22 protein-coding genes are annotated in these 26,352 nt (G+C 70.9%); 11 read left to right on the top strand and 11 right to left on the bottom strand.

Annotated features, from left to right (window positions below; translation table 11 throughout):
• Positions 1-1,224: 1,224 nt before the first annotated feature.
• Positions 1,225-1,701 (bottom strand): NAD(P)-binding domain-containing protein, encoded by a 477-nt coding sequence (locus tag N8J89_RS41915; protein ID WP_502868454.1) that lies wholly within the window; start codon positions 1,699-1,701, stop codon positions 1,225-1,227.
• A gap of 326 nt (positions 1,702-2,027) precedes the next feature.
• Between N8J89_RS41915 and N8J89_RS16410 the strand changes: the two genes are divergently transcribed.
• Together N8J89_RS16410 and N8J89_RS16405 are read left to right on the top strand one after the other, a co-directional pair.
• Positions 2,028-2,153 carry a hypothetical protein gene (locus N8J89_RS16410; protein ID WP_283665214.1) on the top strand — a complete coding sequence of 42 codons (126 nt, stop codon included), beginning with the start codon at positions 2,028-2,030 and terminating at the stop codon, positions 2,151-2,153.
• Positions 2,154-2,193: 40 nt separating this feature from the next.
• Complete coding sequence (locus tag N8J89_RS16405; RefSeq protein WP_283665213.1) at positions 2,194-3,072, top strand: alpha/beta fold hydrolase; 879 nt, start codon at positions 2,194-2,196, stop codon at positions 3,070-3,072.
• A gap of 19 nt (positions 3,073-3,091) precedes the next feature.
• Here N8J89_RS16405 and nhaA read toward each other — a convergent pair whose 3' ends face one another.
• The gene (nhaA, locus tag N8J89_RS16400; protein ID WP_283665212.1) at positions 3,092-4,381 is read right to left on the bottom strand and encodes a Na+/H+ antiporter NhaA; all 1,290 of its coding nucleotides are present in this window, start codon (positions 4,379-4,381) and stop codon (positions 3,092-3,094) included.
• Between the two features lie 350 nt (positions 4,382-4,731).
• On the opposite strand from nhaA, the gene N8J89_RS16395 reads away from it, so the two are divergent.
• Genes N8J89_RS16395 through N8J89_RS16375 form a run of 5 tightly spaced genes read left to right on the top strand, consistent with a single transcriptional unit; the run spans position 4,732 to position 8,985 of the window.
• The gene (locus tag N8J89_RS16395) at positions 4,732-5,946 is read left to right on the top strand and encodes a cation:proton antiporter (protein ID WP_283665211.1); all 1,215 of its coding nucleotides are present in this window, start codon (positions 4,732-4,734) and stop codon (positions 5,944-5,946) included.
• Entirely contained in the window at positions 5,943-6,182 is a 240-nt protein-coding gene (locus N8J89_RS16390; RefSeq protein ID WP_283665210.1) for a hypothetical protein, read from the top strand. The genes N8J89_RS16395 and N8J89_RS16390 overlap by 4 nt, the downstream gene beginning before the upstream one ends.
• A complete protein-coding gene (locus tag N8J89_RS16385) occupies positions 6,169-7,011 on the top strand; it encodes a DUF3592 domain-containing protein (protein WP_283665209.1) in 843 nt (280 codons plus the stop codon). Before N8J89_RS16390 ends, N8J89_RS16385 begins: the two co-directional genes overlap by 14 nt.
• 22 nt (positions 7,012-7,033) lie before the next feature.
• The gene (locus N8J89_RS16380) at positions 7,034-7,687 is read left to right on the top strand and encodes a TetR/AcrR family transcriptional regulator (RefSeq protein WP_283665208.1); all 654 of its coding nucleotides are present in this window, start codon (positions 7,034-7,036) and stop codon (positions 7,685-7,687) included.
• A gap of 47 nt (positions 7,688-7,734) precedes the next feature.
• The gene (locus tag N8J89_RS16375; protein ID WP_283665207.1) at positions 7,735-8,985 is read left to right on the top strand and encodes a glycosyltransferase; all 1,251 of its coding nucleotides are present in this window, start codon (positions 7,735-7,737) and stop codon (positions 8,983-8,985) included.
• Between the two features lies 1 nt (position 8,986).
• On the opposite strand, the gene N8J89_RS16370 is transcribed toward N8J89_RS16375, so the two are convergent.
• The 3 genes from N8J89_RS16370 to N8J89_RS16360 are packed head-to-tail and all read right to left on the bottom strand — an operon-like array spanning position 8,987 to position 11,369.
• Complete coding sequence (locus N8J89_RS16370; RefSeq protein WP_283665206.1) at positions 8,987-9,460, bottom strand: DUF6653 family protein; 474 nt, start codon at positions 9,458-9,460, stop codon at positions 8,987-8,989.
• 11 nt (positions 9,461-9,471) lie between these two features.
• Positions 9,472-10,749 (bottom strand): nucleotide disphospho-sugar-binding domain-containing protein, encoded by a 1,278-nt coding sequence (locus N8J89_RS16365; RefSeq protein ID WP_283665205.1) that lies wholly within the window; start codon positions 10,747-10,749, stop codon positions 9,472-9,474.
• A complete protein-coding gene (locus N8J89_RS16360; protein WP_283665204.1) occupies positions 10,746-11,369 on the bottom strand; it encodes a TetR/AcrR family transcriptional regulator in 624 nt (207 codons plus the stop codon). The genes N8J89_RS16365 and N8J89_RS16360 overlap by 4 nt, the downstream gene beginning before the upstream one ends.
• A 338-nt stretch (positions 11,370-11,707) precedes the next feature.
• Between N8J89_RS16360 and N8J89_RS16355 the strand changes: the two genes are divergently transcribed.
• The 3 genes from N8J89_RS16355 to N8J89_RS16345 all read left to right on the top strand — a co-directional run bounded on the left by N8J89_RS16355 (position 11,708) and on the right by N8J89_RS16345 (position 15,809).
• Positions 11,708-12,619, top strand: coding sequence for an ABC transporter ATP-binding protein (locus tag N8J89_RS16355; protein WP_283665203.1), 912 nt, complete (start codon positions 11,708-11,710; stop codon positions 12,617-12,619).
• Complete coding sequence (locus N8J89_RS16350; RefSeq protein ID WP_283665202.1) at positions 12,616-13,410, top strand: hypothetical protein; 795 nt, start codon at positions 12,616-12,618, stop codon at positions 13,408-13,410. Before N8J89_RS16355 ends, N8J89_RS16350 begins: the two co-directional genes overlap by 4 nt.
• 158 nt (positions 13,411-13,568) lie before the next feature.
• The gene (locus N8J89_RS16345; RefSeq protein WP_283665201.1) at positions 13,569-15,809 is read left to right on the top strand and encodes an RICIN domain-containing protein; all 2,241 of its coding nucleotides are present in this window, start codon (positions 13,569-13,571) and stop codon (positions 15,807-15,809) included.
• Between the two features lie 45 nt (positions 15,810-15,854).
• Here the strand turns inward: N8J89_RS16345 and N8J89_RS16340 are convergent, their stop codons facing one another.
• Positions 15,855-17,072 carry a helix-turn-helix domain-containing protein gene (locus tag N8J89_RS16340; RefSeq protein ID WP_283665200.1) on the bottom strand — a complete coding sequence of 406 codons (1,218 nt, stop codon included), beginning with the start codon at positions 17,070-17,072 and terminating at the stop codon, positions 15,855-15,857.
• Positions 17,073-17,079: 7 nt separating this feature from the next.
• Between N8J89_RS16340 and N8J89_RS16335 the strand changes: the two genes are divergently transcribed.
• Positions 17,080-18,282, top strand: coding sequence for a helix-turn-helix domain-containing protein (locus tag N8J89_RS16335; protein WP_283665199.1), 1,203 nt, complete (start codon positions 17,080-17,082; stop codon positions 18,280-18,282).
• Between the two features lie 619 nt (positions 18,283-18,901).
• Here the strand turns inward: N8J89_RS16335 and N8J89_RS16330 are convergent.
• From N8J89_RS16330 to ssb, 5 genes are all read right to left on the bottom strand, one after another.
• Positions 18,902-20,698: a hypothetical protein gene (locus N8J89_RS16330; RefSeq protein WP_283665198.1), complete on the bottom strand. Its 1,797-nt coding sequence runs from the start codon at positions 20,696-20,698 to the stop codon at positions 18,902-18,904.
• Between the two features lie 712 nt (positions 20,699-21,410).
• Positions 21,411-24,230 carry a DUF4365 domain-containing protein gene (locus tag N8J89_RS16325; RefSeq protein ID WP_283665197.1) on the bottom strand — a complete coding sequence of 940 codons (2,820 nt, stop codon included), beginning with the start codon at positions 24,228-24,230 and terminating at the stop codon, positions 21,411-21,413.
• Between the two features lie 447 nt (positions 24,231-24,677).
• Positions 24,678-25,574 (bottom strand): N-6 DNA methylase, encoded by an 897-nt coding sequence (locus N8J89_RS16320; RefSeq protein ID WP_283665196.1) that lies wholly within the window; start codon positions 25,572-25,574, stop codon positions 24,678-24,680.
• A 56-nt stretch (positions 25,575-25,630) separates the two neighbouring features.
• Positions 25,631-25,912, bottom strand: coding sequence for a hypothetical protein (locus N8J89_RS16315; protein WP_283665195.1), 282 nt, complete (start codon positions 25,910-25,912; stop codon positions 25,631-25,633).
• The gene (ssb, locus tag N8J89_RS16310; RefSeq protein WP_283665194.1) at positions 25,909-26,295 is read right to left on the bottom strand and encodes a single-stranded DNA-binding protein; all 387 of its coding nucleotides are present in this window, start codon (positions 26,293-26,295) and stop codon (positions 25,909-25,911) included. Before ssb ends, N8J89_RS16315 begins: the two co-directional genes overlap by 4 nt.
• Positions 26,296-26,352: the final 57 nt, after the last annotated feature.

Below are 26,352 nucleotides of genomic sequence, written 5' to 3'. Positions count from 1 at the left end.
GTTGAGGGCGTCGGCATCGCCCGCGTCGGCATCGCGCAGGCGGGGTAGCCCCGACGACGCGCCAGGTTGCTCGCCAGTCGTGCAGTTCGCCCCCGCGCCGGCGGTCCTCCATGGCCGGGACGACGTGGCGGCATTCGCCAGCACCAACGTTCCGCGCACTCCGGCAAGTGCAGGAACGCGAGCTTTCCCGGACGCAGCGCGACGGACCTCCACGCGCCACTCGCGGTCGCCTGGCTTTGCCACTGAAGCCGTAGTGGGCTGGGACTCACCGCGAAGTGCACCGCCAGCGCCGCCACCCCAAACACCCGTCACTCGGCGAACGCCCGGATCCACCGACCGTCTGCCTTCGACACGTTCGCGCGGTGACACACGACCTACAGAAGCAGACGGTCACCACCTAACGGGGACGGTGGCCGCAGTCGCGCCCTCGCGGCGCAAAGAGGTATTCTGACTGCGTGATTCCCCAATATTTGGGAGATTTCACGCGCTGCCGGGTTCAAGTCCCCCCTCGGACACAAAAATGTCGCATGCCTGCACAAGGCAGGTGTTCATGCGAACCATGGTAGCGCCCTGAACTGCGGATAGTCCATCGCGGTTCAGAGCACACCATTTCGCGGCCAACAACTTGAGGCCAGATCGACCAAGCGCATTTCGCCCACCGCCTCCACCTAGGTGGCCTGCTTGTGCGCCGCGACGGCACCGGGCACCCGGTACGCGCGCTAGCTACGGGCACAGCTTCTGCAACCGGGCGTCGCCGGGCCACTGCTGCGGTTCGGCCTCGGCCAGTGCGGGCTGGTGGTGCCATCCACTGGCGCAGGCGCATCAACTGCGGCCGGATCTGGCTGCAGATGCTCTGCCGGGCAGTGGCGCCGAGTTGGGATTCGGTTTTCAGGCAGCCAACCGAGCTAACGCCTTGGCCAGCCCGGCACTCACCGCCAGGCAGAAATGCGGTTGGCCAGGTAGGCAGCATCTGCCCGCGAACCCGAGCAACGCCGACCCGGCGGTGTGCACCCACGGCAGCCCAAGCACCTACAGCGCCGGAACCGGTGTCACACCCCGGCGCTGGCGGAGCTGGCCGCGTTCGCCGAAGGCGACGGGGACGCGGATCCAGGACTGATCGCGACGTTAGCCGGGTCGCCCAGACCACTGTGGACACGAGCTCGCTGCTGCCATCGGCGAACACGGCGTGATCTCCCCGCGCCGCAACCGCTCTCGGCTGGACGGTTACACCGGCCTGCCGGAACTCGCGCAGGGAGACCCCAATGACCGTGCCCTCTCCCTTACGCATCCATCTCTCCCGCAGAGAGGAGGCGGGGCCCCGATGATGCCGGTGATCGTCTGCCACCAGAAGAGGTCCCGGCCGAGCGGCCGCTGCGGAACAGCGGCGTTGCAGGTGCTGATAGACACGTGCACCCGGTGGCCACCGGTCAGCTCCTCCGCGATCTGGTAACCGGAGTTCCCGCCACTCACCACCAGGACCGGCCCGTTGGCCAACTGGCCGGGGTTTCGGTGCTGGGAGCTGTGCAGCTGCGTAATCTCGGCGTCGAACTCCGTTGCCACGGCAGGCACGAACGGGGACTGGAACAGGCCGGTGGCCACCACCACGCGTGCCCGCACCGCCCCGGCGTTGGTAGTGAGCGAGTAGCCCAACCAAGCCTCTCCACCCCGGCCCTGGGCGGAAGCAGACCGAAGGTGACTCACGGACGGTGGTCGACTCGACGGGCCAGCACGACGAGAAGATCTAGGACGGCCATCGAGATCAGCACGCCGCCGCCCGGACCGATGGCCAGTGTGCTGGGTCGGTGGGATCCTGTTCCTCTCCCAGCCACGTCAACACCAATAGCTCGGCTGCGCGCGCCGACGGGCACGCTGATTCGGCCGATGACCCCGAGGAACTCTTCGCCGGGCATGGCCTTTGTCGTCATCGACGAGTTCTCGGTCGCGTTCTTGCCCGGCCGTGGTGATCTCACAACAGCGGCAGGTCCGGTCGGATGTGCAAGGGAAGGCTGACCAGCGAGTGGATACGGGTGTCCGCCGCGACCTTCGAACCCTGCGCGGCAGATGAAGCGGCTTCAGCGGCGGCATGCACCGCAAGTTTCATGACCACGCTGTCGCCGGTGCTGGAAGGTGAGATGCTGGCGACGCTGGAATGAGCATTCGTGCAGTGAGCACCGCGACAGAAGGACAGTGTTGATGGAACGTTCCGGGAGGCTGCGCTCGATCTATCGCAGTACCCGACACCAGCTCGAGGTCCGCGACTGGTGCACCCGCCGGTTGGACCGCTGGAGCCTCCCCCATCGACGGAACGAGATCGCCAGCCAAGCCGGCTCGACCCACGTGGTGACCGCGGGCTCTGGTTCGTCCACCGTCGTGGTCATCCCGGGCACAAACGAGAACGCGGCACTGTCGGAGTCCTTCGCCGCGGCGCTCGCGCCGGACTTTTCCGTGCTGCTGCTGGACCTGCCCGGTCAGCCGGGGCTCAGCACCGGTCACCGTCCCAGGCGGGACCGCCTGGCCTGGTACGGGCACTGGCTGGCCGAGGTGCTGGATGTGCTGGTGCCGGGCCAGGCGGTCGTGGTCGGCCACTCGCTGGGCGGCGCAATCGCCCTGGCGTGCGACTCACCCCACATCTCGGGACGGCTCCTCGTCTCCACCGCGGGCCTGACCCGGCTGAAGGTCAGCGCCGGCGTCCTGCGCGCGACCGTGCCCTGGCTGCTCCGCCCGGCCCCTGCGCGCAGCGCGGCTCTGCTGCGCCACTTCCTGGCCCCGGGGCGCACACCGCCACCAGACCTGATCGAGTGGTACACCCTGGTCGCGCGCGCGTGCCGGACCAGCCTCGCGCCGCCAGCGCTGCCGCGGGAGCTGCTCACCCGGCGCACGGATGTGCCCCGTCAGGTGGTGACTGGCCAGCACGATGTGTTCCTGCCGCCGGAAAGGCTGCGCGCGTCGGCCGGCCGGCGACTAGGCGCCCGCCTTGTGGTGATCCCGGATGCGGGCCATCTGCTCCCCGACGAGCAACCACAGGCCCTTGCGGCACTGCTTACCGCCATGAGCTCCCGCGCGCCGGGCTAGCAGCACGCCCAGGCCTGGATCAGCGGTCGTTCTCGTGCACGTCGGGGATGCCGTCGGAGTCGGAGTCGACCTCCTCGGCCGCGCAGATCCGCCGGTGCGCCCGGTTGCGGGCCCGCAGCACCATCGTGGCCAGCAGCGCGGCCAGGACCGACCCGGCGAGGATGGCGACCTTGGTGCTCTCCGCGTGCGCGGTGCCGTCGAAGGCCAGCTCGCCGATCAGCAGCGAGACGGTGAACCCAATGCCGCCCAGCAGGGCCAAGCCGATCACGTCGGTCCAGGACAGGTCGTCGTCGAGCTCGGCGCGGGTGAACCGGGAGACCAGGAAGGTCGCCAGGGTGATACCGATGACCTTGCCCAGCACCAGCCCGCCCATGATGCCCAGGGCGACCCGGTCGGACAGCGAGGTGAGCAGGCCGTCCAGGCCGCCGAGGGTGACACCGGTGGCGAAGAAGGCGAACACCGGCACCACCACCGCGGCCGAGATCGGGCGGAACCGGCGCTCGAAGTGCTCGGCCAGCCCTGGCCCCTCGCCGTAGCGGCGGATGACCGGCACGGTGAAGGCCAGCAGCACCCCGGCCACGGTGGCGTGCACCCCGGAGGCGTGCACCAGCGCCCAGGTCACCGCGGCCAGCGGCAGCAGCAACCACCACGAACGCACCCGCCGCTGCACCAGGAAACCGAACCCGGCCAACGGGATCAGCGCCAGCAGCAGCGGGAACACGGACAGCTGCTGGGTGTAGAAGACGGCGATGATCACGATCGCGATCAGGTCGTCCACCACCGCCAGGGTGAGCAGGAACGTGCGCAGCGCGGAGGGCAGGCTGTGCCCGATCACCGCCAGCACCGCCAGGGCGAAGGCGATGTCGGTGGCGGTCGGGACCGCCCAGCCGCGCAGGGCCGAGGCGTCGCCGAGATTGGTCAGGGTGAAGATCAGGGCCGGGGTGAGCACGCCGCCGACCGCGGCCGCGACCGGGACCGCGGCCCGCCGGGGGTCACGCAGGTCCCCGGCGACGAACTCGCGTTTGAGCTCCAGCCCGGCGACGAAGAAGAAGATCGCCAGCAGGCCGTCGGCAGCCCAGGCGTGCAGGGGCAGGTCCAGGTGCAGCGCAGCCGGCCCGAGCGCGATCTCGCGCAGGGCCGCATAGGACTCCGCCCACGGCGAGTTCGCCCAGACCAGGGCGAGTACCGCGCCGACGAGCAACAGCGCCCCGCCGACGGTTTCCTTGCGGAGGATCTCCCGGACCCGTTCGACCTCCGGCCAGGACGCTCGGCCGAACACGCGGACACGGCGGGCTGTGCCGTCGGACATGGGGCTCCCCGGCTCGGCTGATGCGGATCGGTGTGCAAGGGCCGCGTGCACGAACTCCAGCGGCGGGCGAGGCGGGTGCGGACACGGTGATCTCCAGGGCTCGGCGAACACAGCTCGCGGACCAGGCTTCCCGGCACACCACGAGACGTCGCCTCGCTGGGATCACCCTAACCGGACGGTTTCGGCGCCGCAGTGGATGCGCTCCGGCGGATGCGGGCGCGATCCGATCGGGCGAACCGGTTTGCCCTTCGGGCGCGCTTACGGCATCTTTGCGCGCGGTGCGCCGGGAAGTCTGGTCGGCATCCGCCCCCGACAACGGGATGGCGGATCAAGGAGACTGGGGTTTCCGCATGGCGCTGGTGCTCGCCTTCGGTGTGGTCCTGTTGATCAGCGTGTCCCTCTCCGGGGTCGCCGCGCGCACGATCCTGTCCACCGCCCTGCTGTTCCTGCTCGCCGGAGCCCTGCTCGGCCAGGGCGGGCTCGGCTGGGTCCAGATCGCACCGAACTCACCCATGGTCACCGTGCTGGCCGACATCGCCCTGTTCACCGTGCTGTTCACCGACGGCGGCCGGGCCAACCTGCGCGCACTCCGTGAAGGCTGGCGCCTCTCCGGTCGCGCCCTCGGCCTTGGCATGCCGCTGACCATGATCGGCATCGCGGTGCCCGCGCACTACCTGGCCGGACTGGACTGGCCCACGGCGTTGCTGCTCGGCGCGATCCTCTCCCCCACCGACCCGGTCTTCGCCTCGGCCATCGTCGGCCGCACCGACGTCCCGCTGCGCCTGCGCCGCCTGCTCAACGTCGAGTCCGGGCTCAACGACGGCCTCGCGCTGCCCTTCGTGCTGATCTTCCTGGCCACCGCGGCCAACCGGGAGGCCAACTGGGCCACCATCGGCCTGGAACTGGGGCTGGGCCTGGCCATCGGCGTGGCGGTGCCCGCGGTGATCGCCCTGGCCTGGCGGCTGCGCCTGCTCACCGCCGAACCCCGCCTGCACGCCCTGGGCCCGCTGGCCGCCGGGGTGATCGTCTTCGCCGTCTGCCACCTCACCCACGCCAACGCCTACCTGGCCGCCTTCGCCGCCGGGGCGACCCTGGCCACCCTGGATCACCTTGCGGCGGAACGATTCGAACCGCTCGGCGACCTGCTCTCGGAAATCACCAAGTTCGCCGCGCTGCTGGTCTTCGGCGCGCTGATCACCCCGGAACGCATCTCCCACCTGAGCGTGGGCGACTGGGCGGTGGCGGTGCTGGCGATCCTGCTGGTGCGGCCCGCGGCCATGCTGCTCTCGCTGCTGCGCACCCCGCTGCCGGCCAGGGAACGCAGTGCCGCGGCCTGGTTCGGCCCCAAGGGCTTCGCCTCGGTCATCTACGGCCTGCTCGCCCTACAGGCCGGAATCCCGGCCGGGGAACATGTTTTCGACCTGGTGGCCATCACCATCGCGCTCTCGATCGTGCTGCACTCCTCCACCGACGTGCCGGTGGCCAGGGCACTGCGGATCGAACCACCCGACACCCTGCCCACCGGCCACACCGAGACCACCGCACCAGCGGCAGCGGACCGATGACTCCGGCGCCGATCGTGCTGTTGCTGGGCCTGGTGGTGATGCTCAGCCTGGCGTTGATCCCGTCCCGGCACCGGGGTGCTCGTTGCGTCGCCGTGCTGGGCTGGGCGGCGCTCTTCCTGGATGGCAGCATCGCGAACCACTGGCTGGACGCCGTGGGAGCCGTCGTCTTCGCCACCGCACTGGCCTGGGTCCTGCGGCGGGAACTGGTGTCCAGGGGCCAGCGTGATCGAGGCTGACCTCAGCGACATCCGGCGGCTGCGGCTGCACACCGTCGCGATTCGCGGTCTGGACGACCTCATCAGGCCGTCGGAGTACCGGGTGCGGCCGGAGGTGGCGACCCGCGCGGTCCGGCGGCTGCGACTGCGGGGTGGCCTGATGCTGCTGTCCGGCCTGGCACTGGTCGTCGGCTTCATGACCGGTGCCACGGTGCTGGAGGACCGGGCCGCCGGCCTGGAGGCGACCGGCGTGCGCGTGCCGGGCGTCGTGGTCCAAGTGCGCCAGGGGTTCGTCAGAGGCGTGCCGGACTCCATCGAGGTGCGGTTCGCCGTCGATGGGGCCGAACGGGTGCGCTCGATGAACCTCAACGACGGCAGCCCCGTCCTGAACCCGGGCGATGAGATCACCGTGTTCTACGACCGCGACGACCCGGAACGAATCGGTGCCCCCGGCGTGCCCAACGACCCCTTCTGGGCCTTCATCCCGATTGTCGTCGCCTTCGTGCTGGGCCCTTCCCTGTCCGTGGCCGGGGCGATTGGGTACGGCCGGTGGCGCCGCCGCGCACGCGCCCTCCGGCGGAGGGGCTGGCGGCCGGGCCGAGCGGACATCGTCCGGAGCCGCACCCTCACCATCCGGTTCGACGATCCGGCGGACGGCAGGCAGACCATCGCGCTGACCCGGCCGGTCATGCTGCCGGTGCCGCGCGAGATCGTCCTCGGCCCGGTTCTCGTCGGTGGCACCGGCAAACGGCTGACCGTCCTGTTCCTCAGTGGGCCGGTGCTGTCTGCGGCCAAATCGCGCGCGGCCCGGGGACCGCGTGCCCGGCCTGGACACTTGCCAACTCGTTGAACACGTGTTTAACCTGGTCTCCGTGGACGAGGCGGAGGCGGAGCGGGAGCGGGCCGCAGTGGTCGAGCGGATCCGGGACGCCGCGGTGGGCTGTTTCGGCGCGCAGGGCTTCGGCGCTTCCGTCCGGTCCATCGCCACCGCCGCGGGCGTCAGCCCGGCTCTGGTGATCCACTACTTCGGATCCAAGGACGGGCTGCGCGCGGCGTGCGACGAGCATGTGCTGCGGTCGGTCAGAGACACCCCGGCGATCACCGGCCGGAGTCCCGCGGACTTCCTCGGCGGGCTCACCGCGGCGCGCGAGGCGGCCCTCGTCGCCTACGTCGTGCAGGCGCTGCTCGCCGGTGGCGAGCTGGCCACGGCGTTCCTGGCGGACATGATCGCCGATGTCCGGCGGCACCTCGACCACGCCGAGGCGCAGGGCCAGGTGCGGCCCAGCCGGGATCCAGCGGCGCGGGCGCGGTTGCTGGTGCTGCAGAACGTCGGCGCGCTGCTGGTCCACCTGCGTCTGAACCCGCCGGGGGACGCCGGGCTGGTCGAGTCGGTGCGGGCGCTGTCGGAGACGATCACGTTGCCCGCGCTGGAGATCTACACCGACGGGCTGCTCACCGAGCGCCGCCTGCTCGACTCCTACCTCCGCTACGTCACCGACCCGCCCGGCCAGGTGCCTGACACCTGACCCGCGGAGGGCGCCGTCCTCCGCGCCCCGCACCTGTGGAGGACCTGATGCGAGTTGTGATCATGACCGTCGGCACGCGTGGCGATGTCGCACCCTTTGTCGGCTTGGGGGTCCGGCTGCGCGCGGCCGGGCACGAGGTCACCGTGGCCACCCAGCAGTCCTCGGCGGAGCTGGCCACCGGCGCGGGACTTGCGTTCCGGCCGCTGCCGGGGGACATGAAGGCCGACATGGCCTCCGCTGACGGCCAGCGCTGGACCAAGGCGGGTGCCACGCTGCGGGCGATCCCGGCCCAGCTCAGGCTGGGCAAGCGGTTCATGATCGGCATGGGCCAGGCGGTGCTCGCCGCGGCGGCGGGCGCGGAGGTGCTGTTGCTGGCGCGGGCGCCGATGATGCACGGCTACCTGGCCGGTCAGGCGCTGGGGATTCCCACGGTGGGCATGGAGTTGTGGCCGAGCGTGCCGACCGGCGAGTTCCCGTTGCCCCTGTTCGGCGACCGTTCCTTCGGCCGCTGGGGCAACCGGAACCTGCACAAGCCGGCGCTGTTCGCGCCTACCCCGTTCGACGCCGACTTCAAGCGGTTCTGCCGGGAGATCGATCTGCCACCAGTGGGCATCGGGCGGGTCCGGCGCTCGATGCTCGCCGATGAGCGGTGGCCGATCCTGCACGGCTACAGCCCACTCATCGTGCCGCGCCCGGCGGACTGGCGTCCGGGCGCGGAGGTCACGGGCTACTGGTCGCAGCCGACCCCGCCGGACTGGCGGCCCTCCCCCGAGCTGGCCGACTTCCTCGCCGCCGGTGCGCCGCCGGTGTTCATCGGACTGGGCAGCATGGCTTCCGGCGAGGGCCAGCGGCTGTCCGAGATCGTGCTGGCGGCCACTCGCCAGGCCGGGGTCCGCGCGGTCGTGCAGGCGGGCTGGGCCGGGTTGACCGCGGCCGGGGACGATGTGCTGACCATCGGCGACACCCCGCACGACTGGCTGTTCCCCCGGATGGCCGCGCTGGTGCAGCACGCCGGGGCGGGCACCACCGGCGCTGCGCTGCGCGCCGGGGTGCCCACGGTGCCGGTGCCGGTCGCCTTCGACCAGCCGTTCTGGGCGGGCAGGCTGGCCCGGCTGGGAGTCAGCCCCGGTGTGGTGCCGTTCAAGCGCCTGACCGCGACCGCGCTGGCCGAGCGGATCCGCCAGGCCGTCGACGAACCCGGCTACCGTGACCGGGCGCGCGTCCTCGGCGAGCGGGTGCGCGCCGAGGACGGGGCCGCGCGGGTGCTGCGCGTGCTGACGGACCTGGCGGGCAGGTGAGTCAGTGGGCGGAGTTCTCCCACAGCTGGACGAAGCGGTCGATGCGCCACAGCTGAGCCATGATCAGCACGGTGGTGCCGAACACCGTCGGCCACACCTGCAGGGCGATCAGGCCCCAGGCGATCAGCCCGAACCCGCACAGGCCGGCGACGACCAAGAACCGCAGCACCCTGCGGTGCTCCGGGGCCAGCTGATCGCGCTCGTGCACCCACGCGCGCTCCCCGTAGATCCCCTTGGCCGCCCAGGACCGCGGGTGTTCCACGGGCGGGAAGGCCGAGGGGTTGACGAACAGCCAGATGACCACGGCGACGATCGGGAGCAGACACCACCAACCGATCCACACCCGGCTCCAGATCGCCAGCAGCATCAGCGGGAGGGCCGCGAACCGGGTCCACACGCTCCACGGGTTCGCGTGCCGCCGCCAGCTATCCTCATCCATCCGGAACGCGCCGGCGACCGCTCCTGCTATGTCCATTGTGCACTCCCCTACTTCCCTTCGCCGGCAAGGTGTTCCTCGAGTGTCCGCACCGCCGCGGTGACCCCGTCCTCGGCGCGGACCACCCGGCCGAGCTCCCCGGCCCGCCGGGCCAGGTCCCCGTTCTGGACCGCCGCGGTGATTGCGGTGGCCAGACGCTCGGCGGTGAGCCGCTGCTGGGGCACCGGGGCCGGGGCTACGCCGACGGCGTGCATCCGCTGCGCCCAGTGCGGCTGGTCGGCCACGAACGGGCACACCACCTGCGGCCGACCGGCGGCCAGCGCCGCCCCCGTGGTCCCGGCGCCGCCGTGGTGCACCACCGCGCTCATCCGCGGGAACAGCCAGTCGTGCGGCGCCGCCTCGATCACCAGCACCTCGGGCGAGTCCTCCACGGCGGCGATGCCACCCCAACCGGTGGCCAGCACCGCGCGGACCCCGGCCCGGCGCACCGCCTCGGCCACGATCGACCCGGTGCGCCGGGCCTGACCGGCCATGCTGCCGAAGCCGATATAGACCGGCGGCGGACCGTCGACGAGGAACTGGCTCAGCCGTGGCGGCGGTGACCAGGAGGCGGCGGCGGGCAGGTACCAGAACCCGGTGGTGCGCACCGACTCCGGCCAGGCCGGGTCGATCAGCGTCACGTGCGGGCTGAACGCTTGCAGGACAAGGCGATCCGCTCCGTCGGCCTCGTGCAGCACGTCGTGTCCGCCGCGCCGCACGGGCAGGCCCAGCTCTCCGGTGCGCCAGGCGTTGGCCACCCCGGCGTGCGCGCGCAGTGTGCCCGAGACCGCCAGGTAGGTGGCCCGGTTCAAGGATTCGGGCAGCCGGGGCAGCGGCACCATCGGGCACGGGAACAGCGCGGTGGGCACCCAGCCGGGTTGCAGGGTCGCCAGCACGGCGGGCACGCCCAGCAGCTCGGCTAGGTGCTGGGCGGGCAGCGACGGCGAGTGCACCACCACATCGGCCTCCCGCCACGCGGCCCGGCCCAGATCACGCAGTACCGCCGACATCAGCGGCTTGATCCGGCGCAGGGTCCGCAACGCGCTGATCTTGCCCCGCACGCCCCGGTAGCCGGTCTCGATGGCTTCCCGCGCCGCCGGATCGTCCAGCAGCCGGTTCGGCCCCTCGTCCAGCGGCGCGAAGTCCACCTCGTGCTCGGCCGCCTGTGCGGCAAAGGACGCCGGAGCGGCCAGTCGCGCCTGGTGCCCGGCGGCGCGCAACGCGACCGCCAGGGCGAGGAAGGGCTGCACGTCGCCCCGGGTGCCGTGGGTGACCAGGAACACCTTCACCGGCTGCGATCCTGCCGGGCCACCGAGGTGAACGCCGTCAGCCACCGGTCGTCGGCGAACAGCCCATGGGTCAACATCTCCAGCCCGGCCCGCGCACCGCGCACCGAGGTCTCGGTCTCGGCCACGTCACCGCCGAGCAGCCTGCCCACCTGCTCACCCAGCACCAGCGGCGCCAGCAGCCAGGACACGTAGGTCACCGCCCGCGCCCGCGAGTCCTCGGTCGGCCGCACCCAGCCCTGCGCCTGCCCGTCGGCCAGCCACCGCTCGGTGCGCTCGACGATCTCGGTGAACACGGTGGCGGCGGCGGGTGAACCGTCCAGCAGGGCGCGACCGAGGTAGCGGCGGACCGGAGTCGCCGACTCCAGCAGCTCCGCGAGCGCGCCGAGTTCGGACGGCTCGGCGTCCTCGCCGCCGACGCGGATGCGGGCGAGCACGTGCTCGTCGCAGGCCTGCCGCAAGCCGTCCTTGGAACCGAAGTGGTGCAACACCAACGCGGGTGAGACCCCGGCATCAGCGGCCACCGCGCGCACGCTGGTGCCCGCCACGCCGTCGTCGCCGAAGCGGGCCAGCGCGGCATCCCGGATCCGGGCCCGCGCCGTGAGATCGTCGACTGAACGCATGAACAGCATGCTAAACACTTGTTCAGTCGGCGGTCGAGAGTTCTACCGTCAAGACGGCGTCAAGATTGCTCAGACCGGCGCGGCCGGCCGGTGAGGCCCAACGTGCTGGTGTACATGGACCACAACCACACCACGGCCAGCGTCATGACCACGCTGTCCCCGGTGCTGGAGAAGGAGATGCTCCGCGCTCTGGAATGAGCACCGATTGTCCGCGGACATCCACATAGGGCAAAGTAGCCAGCGGTGCGCCGGGAAGTCTGGTCGGCACGGTCCTCTCCGCCCGGAGACGACCGTAGTGACGGACGAAGGCGGGCGGGTATGCCATGAGCGACGCTCTGGTGCGCACACAGCAACTGACCAAACGCTTCGGCGCGTTGACCGCGGTCGAGGACCTGGACCTCGAACTCGCGCCCGGTGAGGTCCTGGGTTTCCTCGGCCCCAACGGCGCGGGCAAGACCACCACGATCCGCATGCTGCTGGGACTGGCCAGGCCCACGGCCGGCCGAGCCAGCGTGCTCGGCTACGACGCCTGGTCGCAGGGGCCGCACGCGCATCACAACGTGGGTTTCCTCCCCGCGGAGTTCGCACTGCACCCCAAGCTCACCGGCCTGGCCAACCTCGACCACCTCCGCGCGCTCCGCCAGGTCACGCCCGGCAAGCACGAGGCCAGGACACGCGAGCTGGCCGAGCGGCTGGACGTCGAGCTGGACCGCCCGCTGCGCACGCTGTCCTCGGGCAACAAGCGCAAGATCGGCATCATCGCCGCGCTGGCCCACTCCCCCCGGCTGGCCGTGCTGGACGAGCCGATCAGCGGGCTGGACCCGTTGGTGCAGAAGGAGTTCCACACCATCGTCGACGAGCTCCGGTCGAGCGGCACCGGCGTGCTGCTCTCCTCGCACACCTTGCCGGAGGTGGAACGGGTCGCCGACCGGGTGGCCATCATGCGCGCGGGTCGCCTGGTCGCCTGCGCGCGCACCGACGTGCTGCTCGAACGCGCGGTCCACCGCTTCGAGGTCAGCTTCGCCGAGCACACCGAGGCGATCGCCTTCACCGACCGGATCCGCGCCCTGCCCTCGGTCTCCCAGGTGGACCAGGACGGCGCGGAGGTCCGCTTCGCCGTGCAGGGAGCGGTCACCGAGGTCATCCACGCGCTCGGCGGGCACCGCGTGCTGGCCCTGCGCACCCCGGAGACCGAGCTCGAGGATGTTTTCCTGCGCTACTACGGCCCCGCGGCGGAGGTGCCCCGGTGAACGCCACGACCGCAGAGCTGTTCCGCCGGGCGGTGAGTGAACGCCGCCACACCGTGCTCGGCCTGACTGCCGGTGCGATCGCGATGTGCGCGCTCGCCCTGGCGATGTACCCCTCGCTGCGCGACCAGCTCGGCGCGCTCACCGCCGTGCTGCCCCCGCAGCTGACCGCCTTCTTCGGCGCGGACGTGGTCACCCCGGCCGGCTATGTCTCCTCGCAGATCTTCACCAAGATTGCCCCGCTGCCGGTCATGATCACCGCGATCGGCGCGGGCGCCCTGCCGTGCGCCTTCGAGCGCTCCGGCGTGCTGGCGATGTCGCTGGCCGGTCCGGTCCGCCGGCCGCAGGTGCTCGCCGCGCACGTGCTGGCCGTGCTCACCGAGGTGGCCCTGTTGTCCGGGGCGGTCGGCGTGGTGCTGGTGGCCCTGCGCGAACCCACCGGCCTGGACATCCCGGTCAGCCGGCTGCTGGCGGGCACAGTCGCCCTGGCCCTGCTGGGTGTGCTGCACGGGCTGCTCACCCTCGCCGTGGGCGCGGCCAGCGGCTCCTCCGGCCTCGCCTTGGGCGTGGGCATCGGGGTCGCGCTCGGCGGCTTCCTGCTCAGCGGCCTGGCACCGCTGGTGGAGACCGACCTGCTCGGCCTGCTGAGCCCGTTCCACTGGGCATTCGGCGCCCAGCCGCTGGAGGTGGGCTGGACCGGAGAGGTGTTGCTGGGCCTGCTCGCCCTCACCGGAGGCTGCGTCCTGCTGCTGACCGTTGCGGTGACCGCCTTCCAGCGCCGTGACATCGGCTGAACGCGCGAGGTGGTAAGGCAGCCTCCTGAGCGGGCGGAAGAAAGTGCCGTTGCGTCGGAGGATGTCAGCTTGGTTCACGGCTGTGAACGCCGTGGCGCGAAACGCCCCTAGCTTCGGGTCGTTCCAGTCCTCCTCACACGGAATGCCGAGGTGCTGCGATGATCCGAAGACCAGCCTCCGTCCGACTACTGCTCGCGCTGCTGGCGGCCTGCGTTGGCCTGCTTGCCGCGCCCGTGCCCGCCGGGGCGAGCCCACAAGCGGTGCCCGATCCCGACTTCACGCTGTCCTGGGACCCGGAATGGGGCACGTTCCGGGCCGAGAACTACACCACCTTCATCCAGGACATCCGCGAGCGGCTCGGCCGCGGTGGCGCGCCGGTGGTGGTGCAGGCCGCGGACGGTGAGCCCACGCGGATCCTAAGCATCCCGGAACCAGGACAAGCACCCGGCTTCCTGCGCCTGCGCATCGAGGACGAGGGCTACGCGGTGACGTTGTTCATGCGCCTGCAGAACGCCTACCTCGTCGGCTACACCGCCTTCGACGCCCGCACCCGCCGAACCACCTACTACCGCCTGCAGGAGGGCGAGCCGATGCCGGCGGTGCCCGAGGCCGACGAAACGGTGAACCTGGCCTTCGACGGCAACTACGGCTCGCTGGAGCACGCCGCGGAGCGCAGCCGCCAGGAAATCGCCCTCGGGCCCAACCGCCTGCACCACATCCTGCACAACCCCCGCCCGGTGCACCCCAACGGCGCGGTCAACCAGAACGAGATCGCCGGCTACCTGCTCACGCTGATCCAGATGGTCTCCGAAGCCGCTCGCTTCCGGGAGATCGAGGCCTTCATCACCACCAGCCTGGACCAGTACACCGACGTGCACGCCTCAGCCGCGGTGGTGGACCTGGAGAACTCCTGGGACCCGCTCTCGACCCGGGTGCGCGGCGCGGTGAACGGCAGGCTCGAGCCGCCGGTGCTCATCGACGGCATCCAGTACCGACAGGTGGCCAACGTGGCCGCGCTGCTGGGCATCCTGGCCTACGCCTGCCACCCGTCCGGACCGGCCAGGGCGGCCGAGCCGGAGTGCCCGGCGCCGCGGTGGGCCGGTGCCGTGGTCTCCTGGGTCAACAAGGCCACCGGGCGGTTCCTGGACAACGGCGGCAGCGCCGATGACCGGGCCCCGATCCGGCAGCTGGCCGCCACCGGCGCCGCCCGGCAGCAGTGGCGGCTGGCCGACGCCGGTGGCGGACTGGTCAACCTGGTCAACGCCGCCAGCGGCAAGGCGGTGGAGAACGGCAACGACTCCGGCGAGGACGTGGTGCTGTTCCAGTGGTCCGGGAACAGCGAGAACTGGCAGAAGTGGCGGCTGGAGGAGGCCGGTGACGGCGCCTACCACCTGGTCAACGCCGCCAGCGGGAAGGTGGCCGACAGCCTGGGCGGTACGGGGGACGATCCCGTGGTGCAACGGAGCAAGTCGGGGAAGGACTCGCAGAAGTGGCTGCCCCAGTTCATCGACACCGTGCCGACCTACGCCGGTGCGGTGGCCAACCTGATCAACGTCGGCACCACGATGGTCGCCTCCACCGACGGCAGCGACCAGGACGGCGATCACCTGACCATGGACAGCTTCCAGTGGTCCTCCCGCTCGGCCTGGCGGCTGGAGAACGCCGGTGACAGCTCCTACTACCTGGTCAACACCCTCACCGGCAAGGTCGTGGAGAACGCCAAGAGCTCGGGCGAGCGCACCCGGCTGATCCAGTGGCCCAAGAACGGCAAGCCCTGGCAGAAATGGCGGTTGCGGCAGGTCCCGAAGAAGCCGGGGTACTCGTTGGTCAACGTGGACAGCGGGAAGGTGGTGCAGGGCGTCTACGACAGCACGCACGAGGGCGCCTACCTGGTGCAGGCCAGTGCCACCGGTGATGCCTCCCAGCTGTGGCTGCTCAGCCTGCTCTCCGGGCACCGGGCCCTGGCCGGGCGTCCGCTGACCTTCACCAACGTCGACACCGGCAAGGTCATCGACAACAACGGCGATCCGGCGGACAAGGCGCTGATCTACCAGCGGACAGCGGAACCGGGGGCGAGCAGGCAGCAGTGGCGGCTGGAGTACCGCGACGCGTCCCAGGCGTGGATCACCAACGGGGCCAGCGGCAAGGCGCTGGAGAACGGCAACGACTCCAGTTCCGGCGCCCCGCTGATCCAGTGGGGCCGGAACGAGCAGCCGTGGCAGCAGTGGCGGCTCACCAGCTCCGGTGACCACGTGGTGCTGCAGCACGTGGCCAGCAGGCTGGTGGCCGGCACCTCGGAGATGGGCATGAACGCCGCGTTGACCTTGCGGGAGAGCGCCACCGGGCAGACCGGTCAGCGGTGGACGGTGGCCGTGCAGGACGACCTGCCGGTCCCGTGAGCCAGCAGAGGGGGTGCGGGCCACCGCACCCCCTCACCGAGGCGCTCACAGCTGGACCCCCAGGCGCAGGGCGAGCTCGTGCACCGTCCCCGGTGGCAGTGCGCCCAGGGCTTCGACGGCCTTGGCGGTGCTGACCGGCGGGGCCCCGCGCAGCAGGTGGCGCACGGCGCGGGGGGCCTGCCCCTGCGCCACCAGCGCGGCCAGCAGCACGACCTGCAGGGTGTGCTGCCACGGCGGTAGCAGCCGCACCTGGCCGAGCAGGGGCGCCGCGGCCGCGATCGCCTCGTCGTAGCGGCCCATCTCGTAGCGCAGCTTGACCTGGTCGACGGCCAGCGCGCCCGCGTCCATCCCCCGGGGTGGCCCGCCCAGGGCGGCGCGGTCGGCGCACCGCCCGGCGGCCTGCTGGGCCTCCTGGAAGTGCGCGATGGCCGCCGCCTCGGCGCCGAGGTGGGCGTGGGCGTAGGCGAGCCGCTTGTGCAGGCGGGCGTAGGTCAGCAGCTCCCGGCTGGTCCGCAGCCGCAACCCCTCGGCCGCGGCCGTGGTCGGTGCCAGCATCACCGGTTCGCCACCGCAGCCGCGCAACGCCCATGCCCGCCAGAACACCAGCTCCGCGGCGTGCACGGGGTCGTCGAACTCGGCAACGGCCTGCTCGGCCCGGTGCAGCGCCAGCCCGGCCAGGTCGGGACAGCCAGCTGCCACCAGCAGCGGTACGCAGGCGGTGCAGTAGAGGTGGGCCAGCAGTCTTCGGCTGAGCCGGTCCCGCCTTGCCTGGTGGTGCAATCCGGTCAGCGCGGCCGGGAGCAGCACCGCCGCCCGCTGGTGCGCACCGGCATCGACCAGGCCGACGATCACCGCCACCCGGCTGGCGGCCACCGGCGGGGGCGGGGTGCCCGGCCGCGGGGCCGCGCCGTCCTCGATGGCCGCGCGCAGGAACGGCAGCACCGCGCGCAATCCCGGATCCACCTCCGGCGCCTGCGGTCCCGGCAGCAGATCCGCCGCGGGAATTTCCAGCACCCGGGCGATGGCGGCCAGGTGGGTCCAGCGGTCGAGTGCGCGTTCCCCGGTCTCCACCATGGACACGAAGCCCGGGGACAGCCCGGCCAGACCGGCGAGCGCACGCACGCTCAGACCTCGCCGCAGCCGATGCCACCGGATCCGCCTGCCCAGGTCCACACCGCACCCTAGGAGACCGCGGGTCTTGGTCGACGCTGATCGGAAAAGTGAAAAGCTGGGGCTGGACAACCAGGACACCGCCGCCACCATGGTGACCGTGCGCTCGACGCAGGGGACCGAACCGGTTCTGGTGGGCGGCCGGGTGCGGTCCTGCCGCCGGATGCGCGGGCTGAGCCTGCGCGAGACCGCCCTGCGCACCGGGTTGTCGGTGGCCTTCCTGTCCATGGTGGAGAACGGCCAGCGGCTGCTCGACCGCCGGGCGCACATCCTGAGCCTGGCCACGGCGCTGGCGGTGTCCCCGGCCGAGCTGACCGGGTGGCCGGGCTGGCCGCCGGCCAGCGTGCCCATCCCGGCGCTGCTGGGCGCGCTGCGGGTGTTCCTGGTGGCCGGGCCGGCCGAACCAGCGCCGCACGCCGACCGCGTGGCGCTGGCCCCAGCGGTGCGCGCGGCCGCCGCGCTGGCCGACCGCTGCGACTACGAGGCGGTGCTCGACCTCCTGCCCGGCCTGCTCGCCCGGCTGCACAGCCACCTCGCGGCCGGTCCGGACCGGGCACACACCCGGCGGATGCTGGCGCAGGTCTATCTCGGGGCCGCGGTGCCGGTGCTGCTCGGACTCGGCCTGACCGATCTCGCCCGGCTCGCGCTCGAACGTGCCTGCCCGCACCTCGACGCGCGGGACGACCCGCTGCTGCTGGCCCAGCGCGGCTACTGGCGCGCCCGGATCGAGCTGCGCTCCGGACGGCCTGCGGCCGGGCACCGGGAGCTGACGGCCGTGCACGACCTGCTTGGCGACCGCCGGATCACCGGCGCCCAGGCACACCAACTGGCCGGCGCCACGCACCTGCTCACCGCGTTCGCCCTGGCCGGCGCCGGGGACGCCACCGGCGCGCGGCAGGGTCTGGCCACGGCCGCCCGGCACGCCACCGGGATGGGCCGGGCCACCGCGGGGCTGCCCTTCGGCCCTGCCCACCTGGGCACCAACCAGCTCGAGGTGCTGGCACTGCTCGGCCGCGCCGATGAGGTGTGCGCCCGGGGCCCGGCCGTGCTCGCCGCAGCCGATCCCGGACCGATGTGCCGGGCAGTCACGCACAACGTGCTCGGCGTGTCCCTGAGCGCGGTGCACGGCCGCGAACAGGACGCCCTGCGCCACCTCCTGCTCGCAGAATCCGCTGCCCCACAACGGATCCAGCGCAACGCGCACACCCGGTCGGCGGTCGCCGCGCTGCTGGCCCGCCCACCCGGCGGCCGTGCCGCGGGCCAGAGCCTGCGCGGGCTCGCCTTCCGCCTGGCGATGCCGTAGATCAGGGTCGGGGCCGGCGGGCTTGCCCTTCACCATGGACACTGGCCCGGCTCGCTGAGGCCGGTGACCTGTTCACGGACCTAGCCGTCACCCGCGCACCGGCCCCAGAGCATCGGTCGGCCGGGGATGTCGCGGAAGCCGGAGCGGGGTGGTTCCTTGGCAAGATCACCGTCTCCGCGCATACCGGAACTTCTTGCCAACGCGGGGTCGTCGCCCTCGCCGAGTCCTTCACGAGCATCGCCGCCAAAGCCGAGTTCGCGTCATCCGTATGCTGGCCAGCTGATGTTCCGCGATCGGTATGACGCCGAGCAAGGCCGCGGTGTTGTGGAGCGCGCGGGCAAGATTTGCGGTGACCAACATCGACGACGTGGTCGTGCTGGCGGTGTTGGGCTGCGGCGACACCTGCCTTGTCTTCCCCCGCAGCGCAGACACAACCTGATGTTCTTCGACTCCACAACTCACCCCCTTGGCACGTCGTCGCCGACTGCCGCAAAGAGCTGACTTGCGCTCAACCGCACGAACCCTTGCCGTCGCCGTCACCGCCATGCTCGACAACGCGCGCACAGGAACCCTCCACCCGAGCACGTCCATTCCGGACTGCCGGCGGCTGCGGACCGAGTCACGGTGCGGCGAAGTAGGCGGTGGTGACAGCCATCTTCTTCGGCGGCGGGAACCGCTGCTGGTCGGTGCCCAGGTCGCCCACCAACACGGTCCAGGCCGGGCGGGAGCGGTCAACGTGCTGGGCGCCGTACTTGGTGAGCACGAACTCGGTAGCGCCGGTGCACGAGTAGGCGCCGCGGTAGTCATCGGCGCGGCCCGGCCAGGACCCGCCATTGCGGAGACGGCAGCGGGAACCATCGGCGAGCACCAGCGCCCACGGCTCTCCCGCACCTGCACGGGTCTGCCGAACCACCGGTGCGGCGACGGTGAAGCTCCGCAACGTCTTGTGCCACGGATCCGAGGCGCACAGCAAACCCGTCCGGTCGGGAGCGAGCCAGCAGACATCCGCTCCCTGGGCCGTCGAACCGCAGGAGACGATGTCCGGGTGGGTGCCCGCCCTGGCGGGTTCGCAACCGTCGATGACGTTGCTGCCCCCGTCAACCGTGAAGCCCGCGGCCGGTTTGCCCGAGCGGGCCGCGACGACATTGACGACCTTGGTCGCGGGAGCGGAGCGGTCGACGGTGACGGTGAACTTATCGATGTTGAGCACGGTGGCCACGATGCCCTGCAACGCACCGGCGAGCAGTCCGACCGCCCCGCCGAGCAGGGCCAGGACCAGCTCGGCACGAACCCCGAGCTCACCGCCAAGCGCCTTGGTGACCACGCCCACGCAGGAGAATGCGGACCGGATCATCTTCACGATGCTCTCCACCGGCTGTGTGCCGGTGGAGGCGGCTTCCGCGGCGGCACCGACACACCCGATCACCTCGGCCTTGTCCGCCAGTCCCTGGGTATCAAGGCCGAATGCCTTGAGCAGCATATCGATGCCGAACACTAAGGTCAGTCCGAGGTGGGTGATCGGGTCGACCTCGCCGGTGATCTTGCCCGGCAGGGCGGACAGTGGGAACCGGTAGGTCACCGAGCCGCTCGGTACGAGCAACCCGTCGCGGTAGGGATGTTTGGTCACCAGGGTGCGGTAGGCGGACAACACGATCGCCTTGGACACCTCCAGCGTGCCAGGCGGGTCGAGCTTGGCGTCCGGGTGTGGGGAAACGCGCCAGGGCAGTGGGGTGTTGGCGGTGAGGGTGACGACGGCGGTCTGGCCCTCGATGCGCACGCACGGCCAGACCACCGGCGTGGCACCCGCGGAGTAGTCCCCGCCGCCCAGGTCAACGGTGGTGCCGTCGGATGCCTTGGCCGGCGCGCCGGTGCAGTCCGGCCGCGGGCTGGTGATGCCCAAGGAGTCGGTCGCGAACTTGCCCACGGTGTCGACCATCCGGTTGAACGGGGCGAAGGCGGCCCAGAAGTCGCTGAGGTGGCTCACCTGCGCGGTGATGGTGCGCCGCTGGAGGTCGTGGGTGGCCGGGAGCAGCGTGGTGCTGGTGGCACCGGAGGGCCGGGTGAGCACCACCGGCGCTGACTCCGGTGGCTGTTCGCCGGTTACCGGGAGGCTGACCGTCAGAGGTGCAGCCGGTTGGCGGCCGTCCAGATGGAGGGTGGCTCCCGGGCCGGAGGGGACGGCCAGTCCGGTGGTGTCCTGGGCAGGGGTGGCCGCCTTGCTCAAGGTGAGTTTGGTGCCCGCGGGTGCCACGCCGGCTGGTCCGCGCACCGTGACGCCCTCGGCCTCCAGCGACACACCGTCCGCTCCGACCGTCGCCGAGTACGGCACGGTGCCGGGTGCATCCTCCGCGGGCCACACGACCACGACAACGGCTCCCGCGAGGAGGCAGACCACCACGGCTAGGATCCACAACACGGGTCTTCTCATGCCCCTCGTGTCTGCCAGGCACGGTGCTGCGTTTCAGCTGAACGAGTATCGATCTGGTCGCGGTCCGAGCTGGCCGGTCCTAGTCGAGGTGGACAATCTCCTGTCACCTGCCCACACCCGCGGCCCGATTTCCGGTCTTGACGAGAACATGTGCAGTTGCGTACAGAACCCGGCCTCATCCTCGTCGTCGGTGACCTGCCAGCGGATCAGGGCCTTGCCCGCCCCCGGCCGCGGAAGTTCTCACCCGCGTAGAGGGATCTTTCTGCCACACCCGGTAGCACTCACGGGCCGACACCGCAGTCAGCGCCACCCGGCGACTCGTCCGTCCATCTCGGCCCCCAACGGGACCCAGGCAGTCACTTGCGGTCCGCCTCCTCCCGGCACGGGGCCTTGGTCTCGGCAGTGGCGTAGCCGGTGGCGATGCCCTCGGCTCAGCTGCGACGCTCAGCGGGCCAGTCGTCTTCGGTCAGCGCCCGAACGCGCTGACCGCGCCTTCGGTGAACCTTGACGCAGGGGCACCTGCGTCCCGGTGTGGTCAAGGTCGGCTCTTCTTCGTGGCGTAGGAGCCAGGGCACGTCGACGACAGTGAAGCGGCCCCGGGGAAGGGCGGGTGCCTTCGCCGCATCGCACGAGGGCACTCGCTGGACATCAGCCCTGCTGAACGGTCACCCGGCCGATCGACGCACTCCGTGCGCCTTTCTCAGGACAAGTTGCCCAAGAGCCGCATAGCCTCTGAGCGGACCCTCGCCGAGCAGTGGCTGCTCAGTTCCGTGAGCACGTCCACAGGCAGGGCGGCTCTGTCCACTCCGGACAATCCGTCGAGAATGGCTTTGGGGACCTTGGTCCCGGTGTCGCGCAGGCATTGGTGAAGCGCTACTTGAGCAAGGTGGTCACCGGTGGCGGCGACCACCCGGGCGAGTCCCGCAGCGGCCGATGCCCGGATCGCGGGGTGGGCAGCACGCGACAACACGGCGAGCATGCCTGCGGCTGTCGGCGCGCCGAGCGTGAGGACAAGGTGCGCTGCCCACACCTGTTGGTCTCGGCCACCGGCCAGCAGGTCCCCGAGCAGGCGCTCGATCTCGGCTCTGTCTTCGCTCAAGCTCGCGGCCAGCTGCGCCGCCGCGCCATGGGCTGAGGGCTGCCCGGTGAGCTGGTCGTCGAACCACGTGGGCTGGGCGAGTACGCCCGGGATGATTTCGGCGAGGCACTCGCGTACTGGCCCGTCGAGTTCATCGACAGCCCAGCTGAGTACGGCACAGACTCCGGACTTCTTGCTGGAGAGCACTCGATCCTCCGCCAGCAGCTCGAGAACCGTGTCCCACCGGGCGTGTTCCGGGTAGACCAGGTTTGCCTTGGTGAGCAGTTCACCGAGGTCGGCCCCGCCGAACCCGTGCGAACCCGCCCTGGCATTCTCGATCTCATCACGCACGCGGCTCTCCAAGCCGTCAACGAGTTCACTCGCTGCCGCATCTGGCAGAGCCCTGAACCGGCCAGCGGCCATCAGCACCCCAACGGGGTTGGTGCCGATCTCGCCGAACAGGAGATCATGTGCCGTGGCGTCCCCCAGCTCGATGGCAGCGATCCGCAACAGGAGCAACCGAAGTGCGTTGGGCTGTCCAGCGGCGATGGTGCGGATCAGCTCGGCAGGTTGATCCGCCCAGGCTGAGGCGGGCAACCGGGAGATCGCATCGCGCCAGGCTTCAGCCAGTCCGAGGTCGGGTGGTTGTTCCCGTACGACGAACCCCTGCACAACAGCTTTCTGCTCGCCCGAGGAAGCAGCCTGAAGCACGCTGCTGATCGCTCGGACGAACTCCCGTTCAGGTGGACGCCGTGGATACCTGCTGTCTGCGGTACTCGTCGGTGCGTTCAGGTTGCTCAGCAGCCACCGGAGAGCACGGTTGGCCGTTCCCTGGTCGAGGAGGTCACCTGCCAGGCGCAGCAGCGTTAGGGTCGCCATGGTGGTCGTCGATGTGAGCCGCCCGAAGTCGATCAACGCCGCCACGCTGCGGACCGCGATCGCGGGACCGTCGCTGACGAACCGAAGTACCGCCGACTCGACGGCCTTATGGTCCCCGCTCAGCCACAGGCCGCAGAGCAGGTCGCACACCTCCGCCGGGTCGGTGCCGCGGTCGGTCCTCAGCAGTTCCTGCCGGTGGTACAGGCTTTGCAGCGCGCGCCATCCTGGCTGGTCTCCGGCATGGCTGGCCAGCAGACACGCGCCGACCAGACGTCCGTCGCCGGGATCGGTGTCGATGAGCGCGACCCGGCGCGGCCCTTCGACCGCCCATTCGGAGAACTCGCGCTCGATCACTGAAATCGCCCCCGTGGCGATGCGCTGGTAGCGCCACCAGAAGGCGAGCGTGTCCATGCCGGACACAGCCTGGCCCACATCACCGGTTCGCAGGTCGGCCGTCCGGAACAGCAGTATCGCCGCGACACCGGCGATGGCCGTGGCGGTCGGATCGTCGGCATTGGTCAGCCGGGCCTGCTGGGCTTCCACAGCGGAACTGCGGGCGCCATGCAGGTCACCCAGTTCGATGCAGGCTCGTGCGTGCTGGACCCGGAGCCAGGCGTGGTCCACCGGCAGGTTGTCGTCGCGGGCCAGGACGTCGTCCAGCAGCTGCCGGGCTTCACGGGCCCGGGTCTGCTCAAGTAGAGCGGCCGCGGCCGCGACGGCCGCTGCGGACCTGCTGGGAGGGTCCGGAGCATCCTCGACCAAGCCGAGCAACTGGTCTGCCGAACCTGTGCGGATCCGGTGCGTGAAGGCACCGGCGAACCGCCACGTCCAATCCTCGACTTGGCCCGCAGTGTCCGGGTCGGGGACCTCCTCGTGCGCTTCTGCGAACCGCTCGACGTCGTGCAGCCGCAATTCCGTCAGCAGCGCGACCATCTGAGCCGCCGTGATTGGCCGAGACACACCGGTGTTGCGATGAGGCGCGACGAGCCTGGGCACGACCAGGGCATGGCGTAGCTGATCAGCCGGGGCAAGATCGCGTGCCCCGGTCCACGCGCTGCCCTCCCACGGCGACGGCGGCCGCAACGTCGCCGCGACAGCCAACAGCGCATCGCGGCACTCCACGCTGACGGTGTTGGCCTTCGGGACGAGGATCTTCGCGCCCTTGGCGGTTCGATGACCCACTCGAGTCGGTACGACAGCCTCCGGTGTGACGTGCACCCAGTAGGAGATCTTCGTATCCGGATCGTGCAGCACGAGCAGATGCGGTAGCGCGTGGCCGAGCCAGTAGTCGATGTGCTTCCGCCTGCCATCCAGGTACCACCAACCGACCACCGCTCCGTCCTTGTCCGACTCCGGTGCGCGGAAGAAGGACCGCCCGGTCTTGACCTGCGCCCCGACCACCAAGCCAACGTCAAAGAGCCGATTGTCACGGGCCAGCAGGAAGAGGTCAGTGCCCACGTCAGACTCGGGGGCCTTCCCACGCCCCCAACCGAGATCACCGAAGTCGGCACTGACCCGATCCTCGCCAGTTGACCCGAGCTGCCCCTGTGCCGGTTGCCGCATCTTGCGCAGTCAACCTGGCACGGGCGCAACGGTCACGGATCGATGCGGTCTTGGCGACCAACGGTGACCGGCCGGTGACTCGATTCCCGAGTTCGTCGCCAAGCCGAAGTCAGCCTCAGCCTTGGCAGAGTTGAACTGAAGGCACGCCGAATTGCGGAGTACTGTTGCCTGCGCAGCGTCTCCGGCACGGGCGGTTTACCCAGACATGGCGCCATCGATCACCGCGACGGCCCACAGAGGGCCCCATGATCACCTGCGCAAGTCATATGTCCAGTTCAAGGTGGCTATTCACCTTCCGCGCGGAACATGTGCGACATGTTGACGACGGCCTGCACGAAGCACGTTCGCGCTGGTCAGGGCGCATTCGACCGCAGCGAGTCCGGGGACGGAAATCTGCTGGCGCCCGTCTTACCTCGTCCTTGCACTGGATCCACCAGGACAGGTTGATCATGGTGCCGCTCGTCCCGGCCTGGCCGCAACACCAAGCCGCACCGCAGCAGATCGGAGTTGCTCGCCCAGCAGGACCGCGTCGTGCACGCGCAACACCACGCGGCGCTCGCCCAGCGCCTTCTCGAGCACGTCCTCCGCCAGCACGTCGCCCACACCGAGGATCACGTTGGGGCCCAAGCCCCACAGGTGCGCGTTGACCGCGCAGGCGGCGATGGCCAGGCGGTCGATGTCGAAGCCGATCCAGATCGCGGTAGCCGGATCGAACCCGCGGGCGCGCATCCGTTGCGCCACAGCTCGAAACAGCCCACCGGTGCCGACCGTGACGTCGTGCACGGCCATCCCCGCGTGCACTTGAGGAAAGCTGACGGCGACCAGGAGGTCAGCCGTGCAGGCCGGGGTGAAGAACCGGCCAGTCGCCGCGTCCGCGCCCCTGGTGTGCAGCTGAGCCCAGAACGAGCCGAGCAGGTCGGCTCTGGCAGACCGGTGCGGGTCGCAGGACCAGTCGAGGAAGTCGCCGGCAGCGGCGGCCTGGATCATCGCGTGTGCCCCGTGCAGGTGGGTGCCGAGTTGCGGGTTGTGGCGATCCCACAGCCAGGGCAGCACGGGGTGCACGGCGGGGAGCAGGTCCAGGCGGCCACGGGCGAACCGCCGCCAGACGACCCGGAGCCAGCGGTGGGTCTCCGTGCCGGGACGGAGACCGCGCAGGTGCTCGCGCAGCTCGGTGACGGTGCCCCGCGGGCGGATCAGCATCAAGGCCGCTGCCACCGACAGCGGGATGTCGAGGCGGTCGCTGGCACCGGCGGAGTGCCAGGCGCGGACGAGGCGTGCAGCGAGGTCGTGGACGCCGACCTGATCGTCAGTGGTGGCCGAGGTGTCGTTCGACTGTGCAGTCATGGCTTCAGCGTCAAGGCTGTCGCTGCCCGCTCCGCTCCCCCGCCCGCCCGCCCTCGTCATGGTGTGCCGTCGTCGAACCGGTCCTCGCCCAGGGCGGACTCGATGGCCAGCTCTGTGACGAGGACATGTCCGGGACAGCGGTGGCCGCCGTTGGGCAGGCGCATCCAGCCCGCCTGCTCGACCACGCGAGCCTGGGCGGCGGACAGGTGGGGCAGATCCAGCAGCACGCGGCACGGTTGCCCGTCGATGTCGTAGCAGTGGAACAGCTCGGCGCACGGGGGTTCGGACGGCAGGCCGTCGCACTGGATCAGCCACACCTTGACCGGCCGGAAGCTCACGCGGTTTCCTCCTTGTTGTCCACCGTGGGCTCGGGCTCCGCGGTCGCTCGCAGCAACGAGGGTCCGCACTCGCTGACTTCCAGTTCCAGCGCGGTGCGGCTGCTGCCGTCCTGGGCGGTGATGGTGCGTGGCCGCAGGCGGCCGTAGACCAGCAGCCGGTCACCCGCGCGGAGGGAGGCGGTGAGGTTCTCCGCCTGTTCCCGCCAGACCGTGCACCGCAACATCAGCGGCACACTGGCCACCCAGGCGCCGGTGTCCCGGTCGCGGCGGCGCCTGGGTGCTTTGACGGTGAAGTTGCAGACCGGTGCGCCTTCGTTCGTCGTGCGCAGTTCGGGGTCGGCGGTCAACTCGCCGATCACGATGATCATGGTGTCGTTGAGCATGCGCTACCTCCGTGCCCGTGCCCGTGCCGGAGCCGGGCTCGCCTGGACGGTGGGCGC

It is taken from the genome of Crossiella sp. CA-258035 (assembly GCF_030064675.1).
In the GTDB taxonomy this organism is placed as follows: domain Bacteria; phylum Actinomycetota; class Actinomycetes; order Mycobacteriales; family Pseudonocardiaceae; genus Crossiella.
Note: the sequence above shows the minus strand (reverse complement) of the source record. Positions and strands in the feature narration are given on the sequence as shown.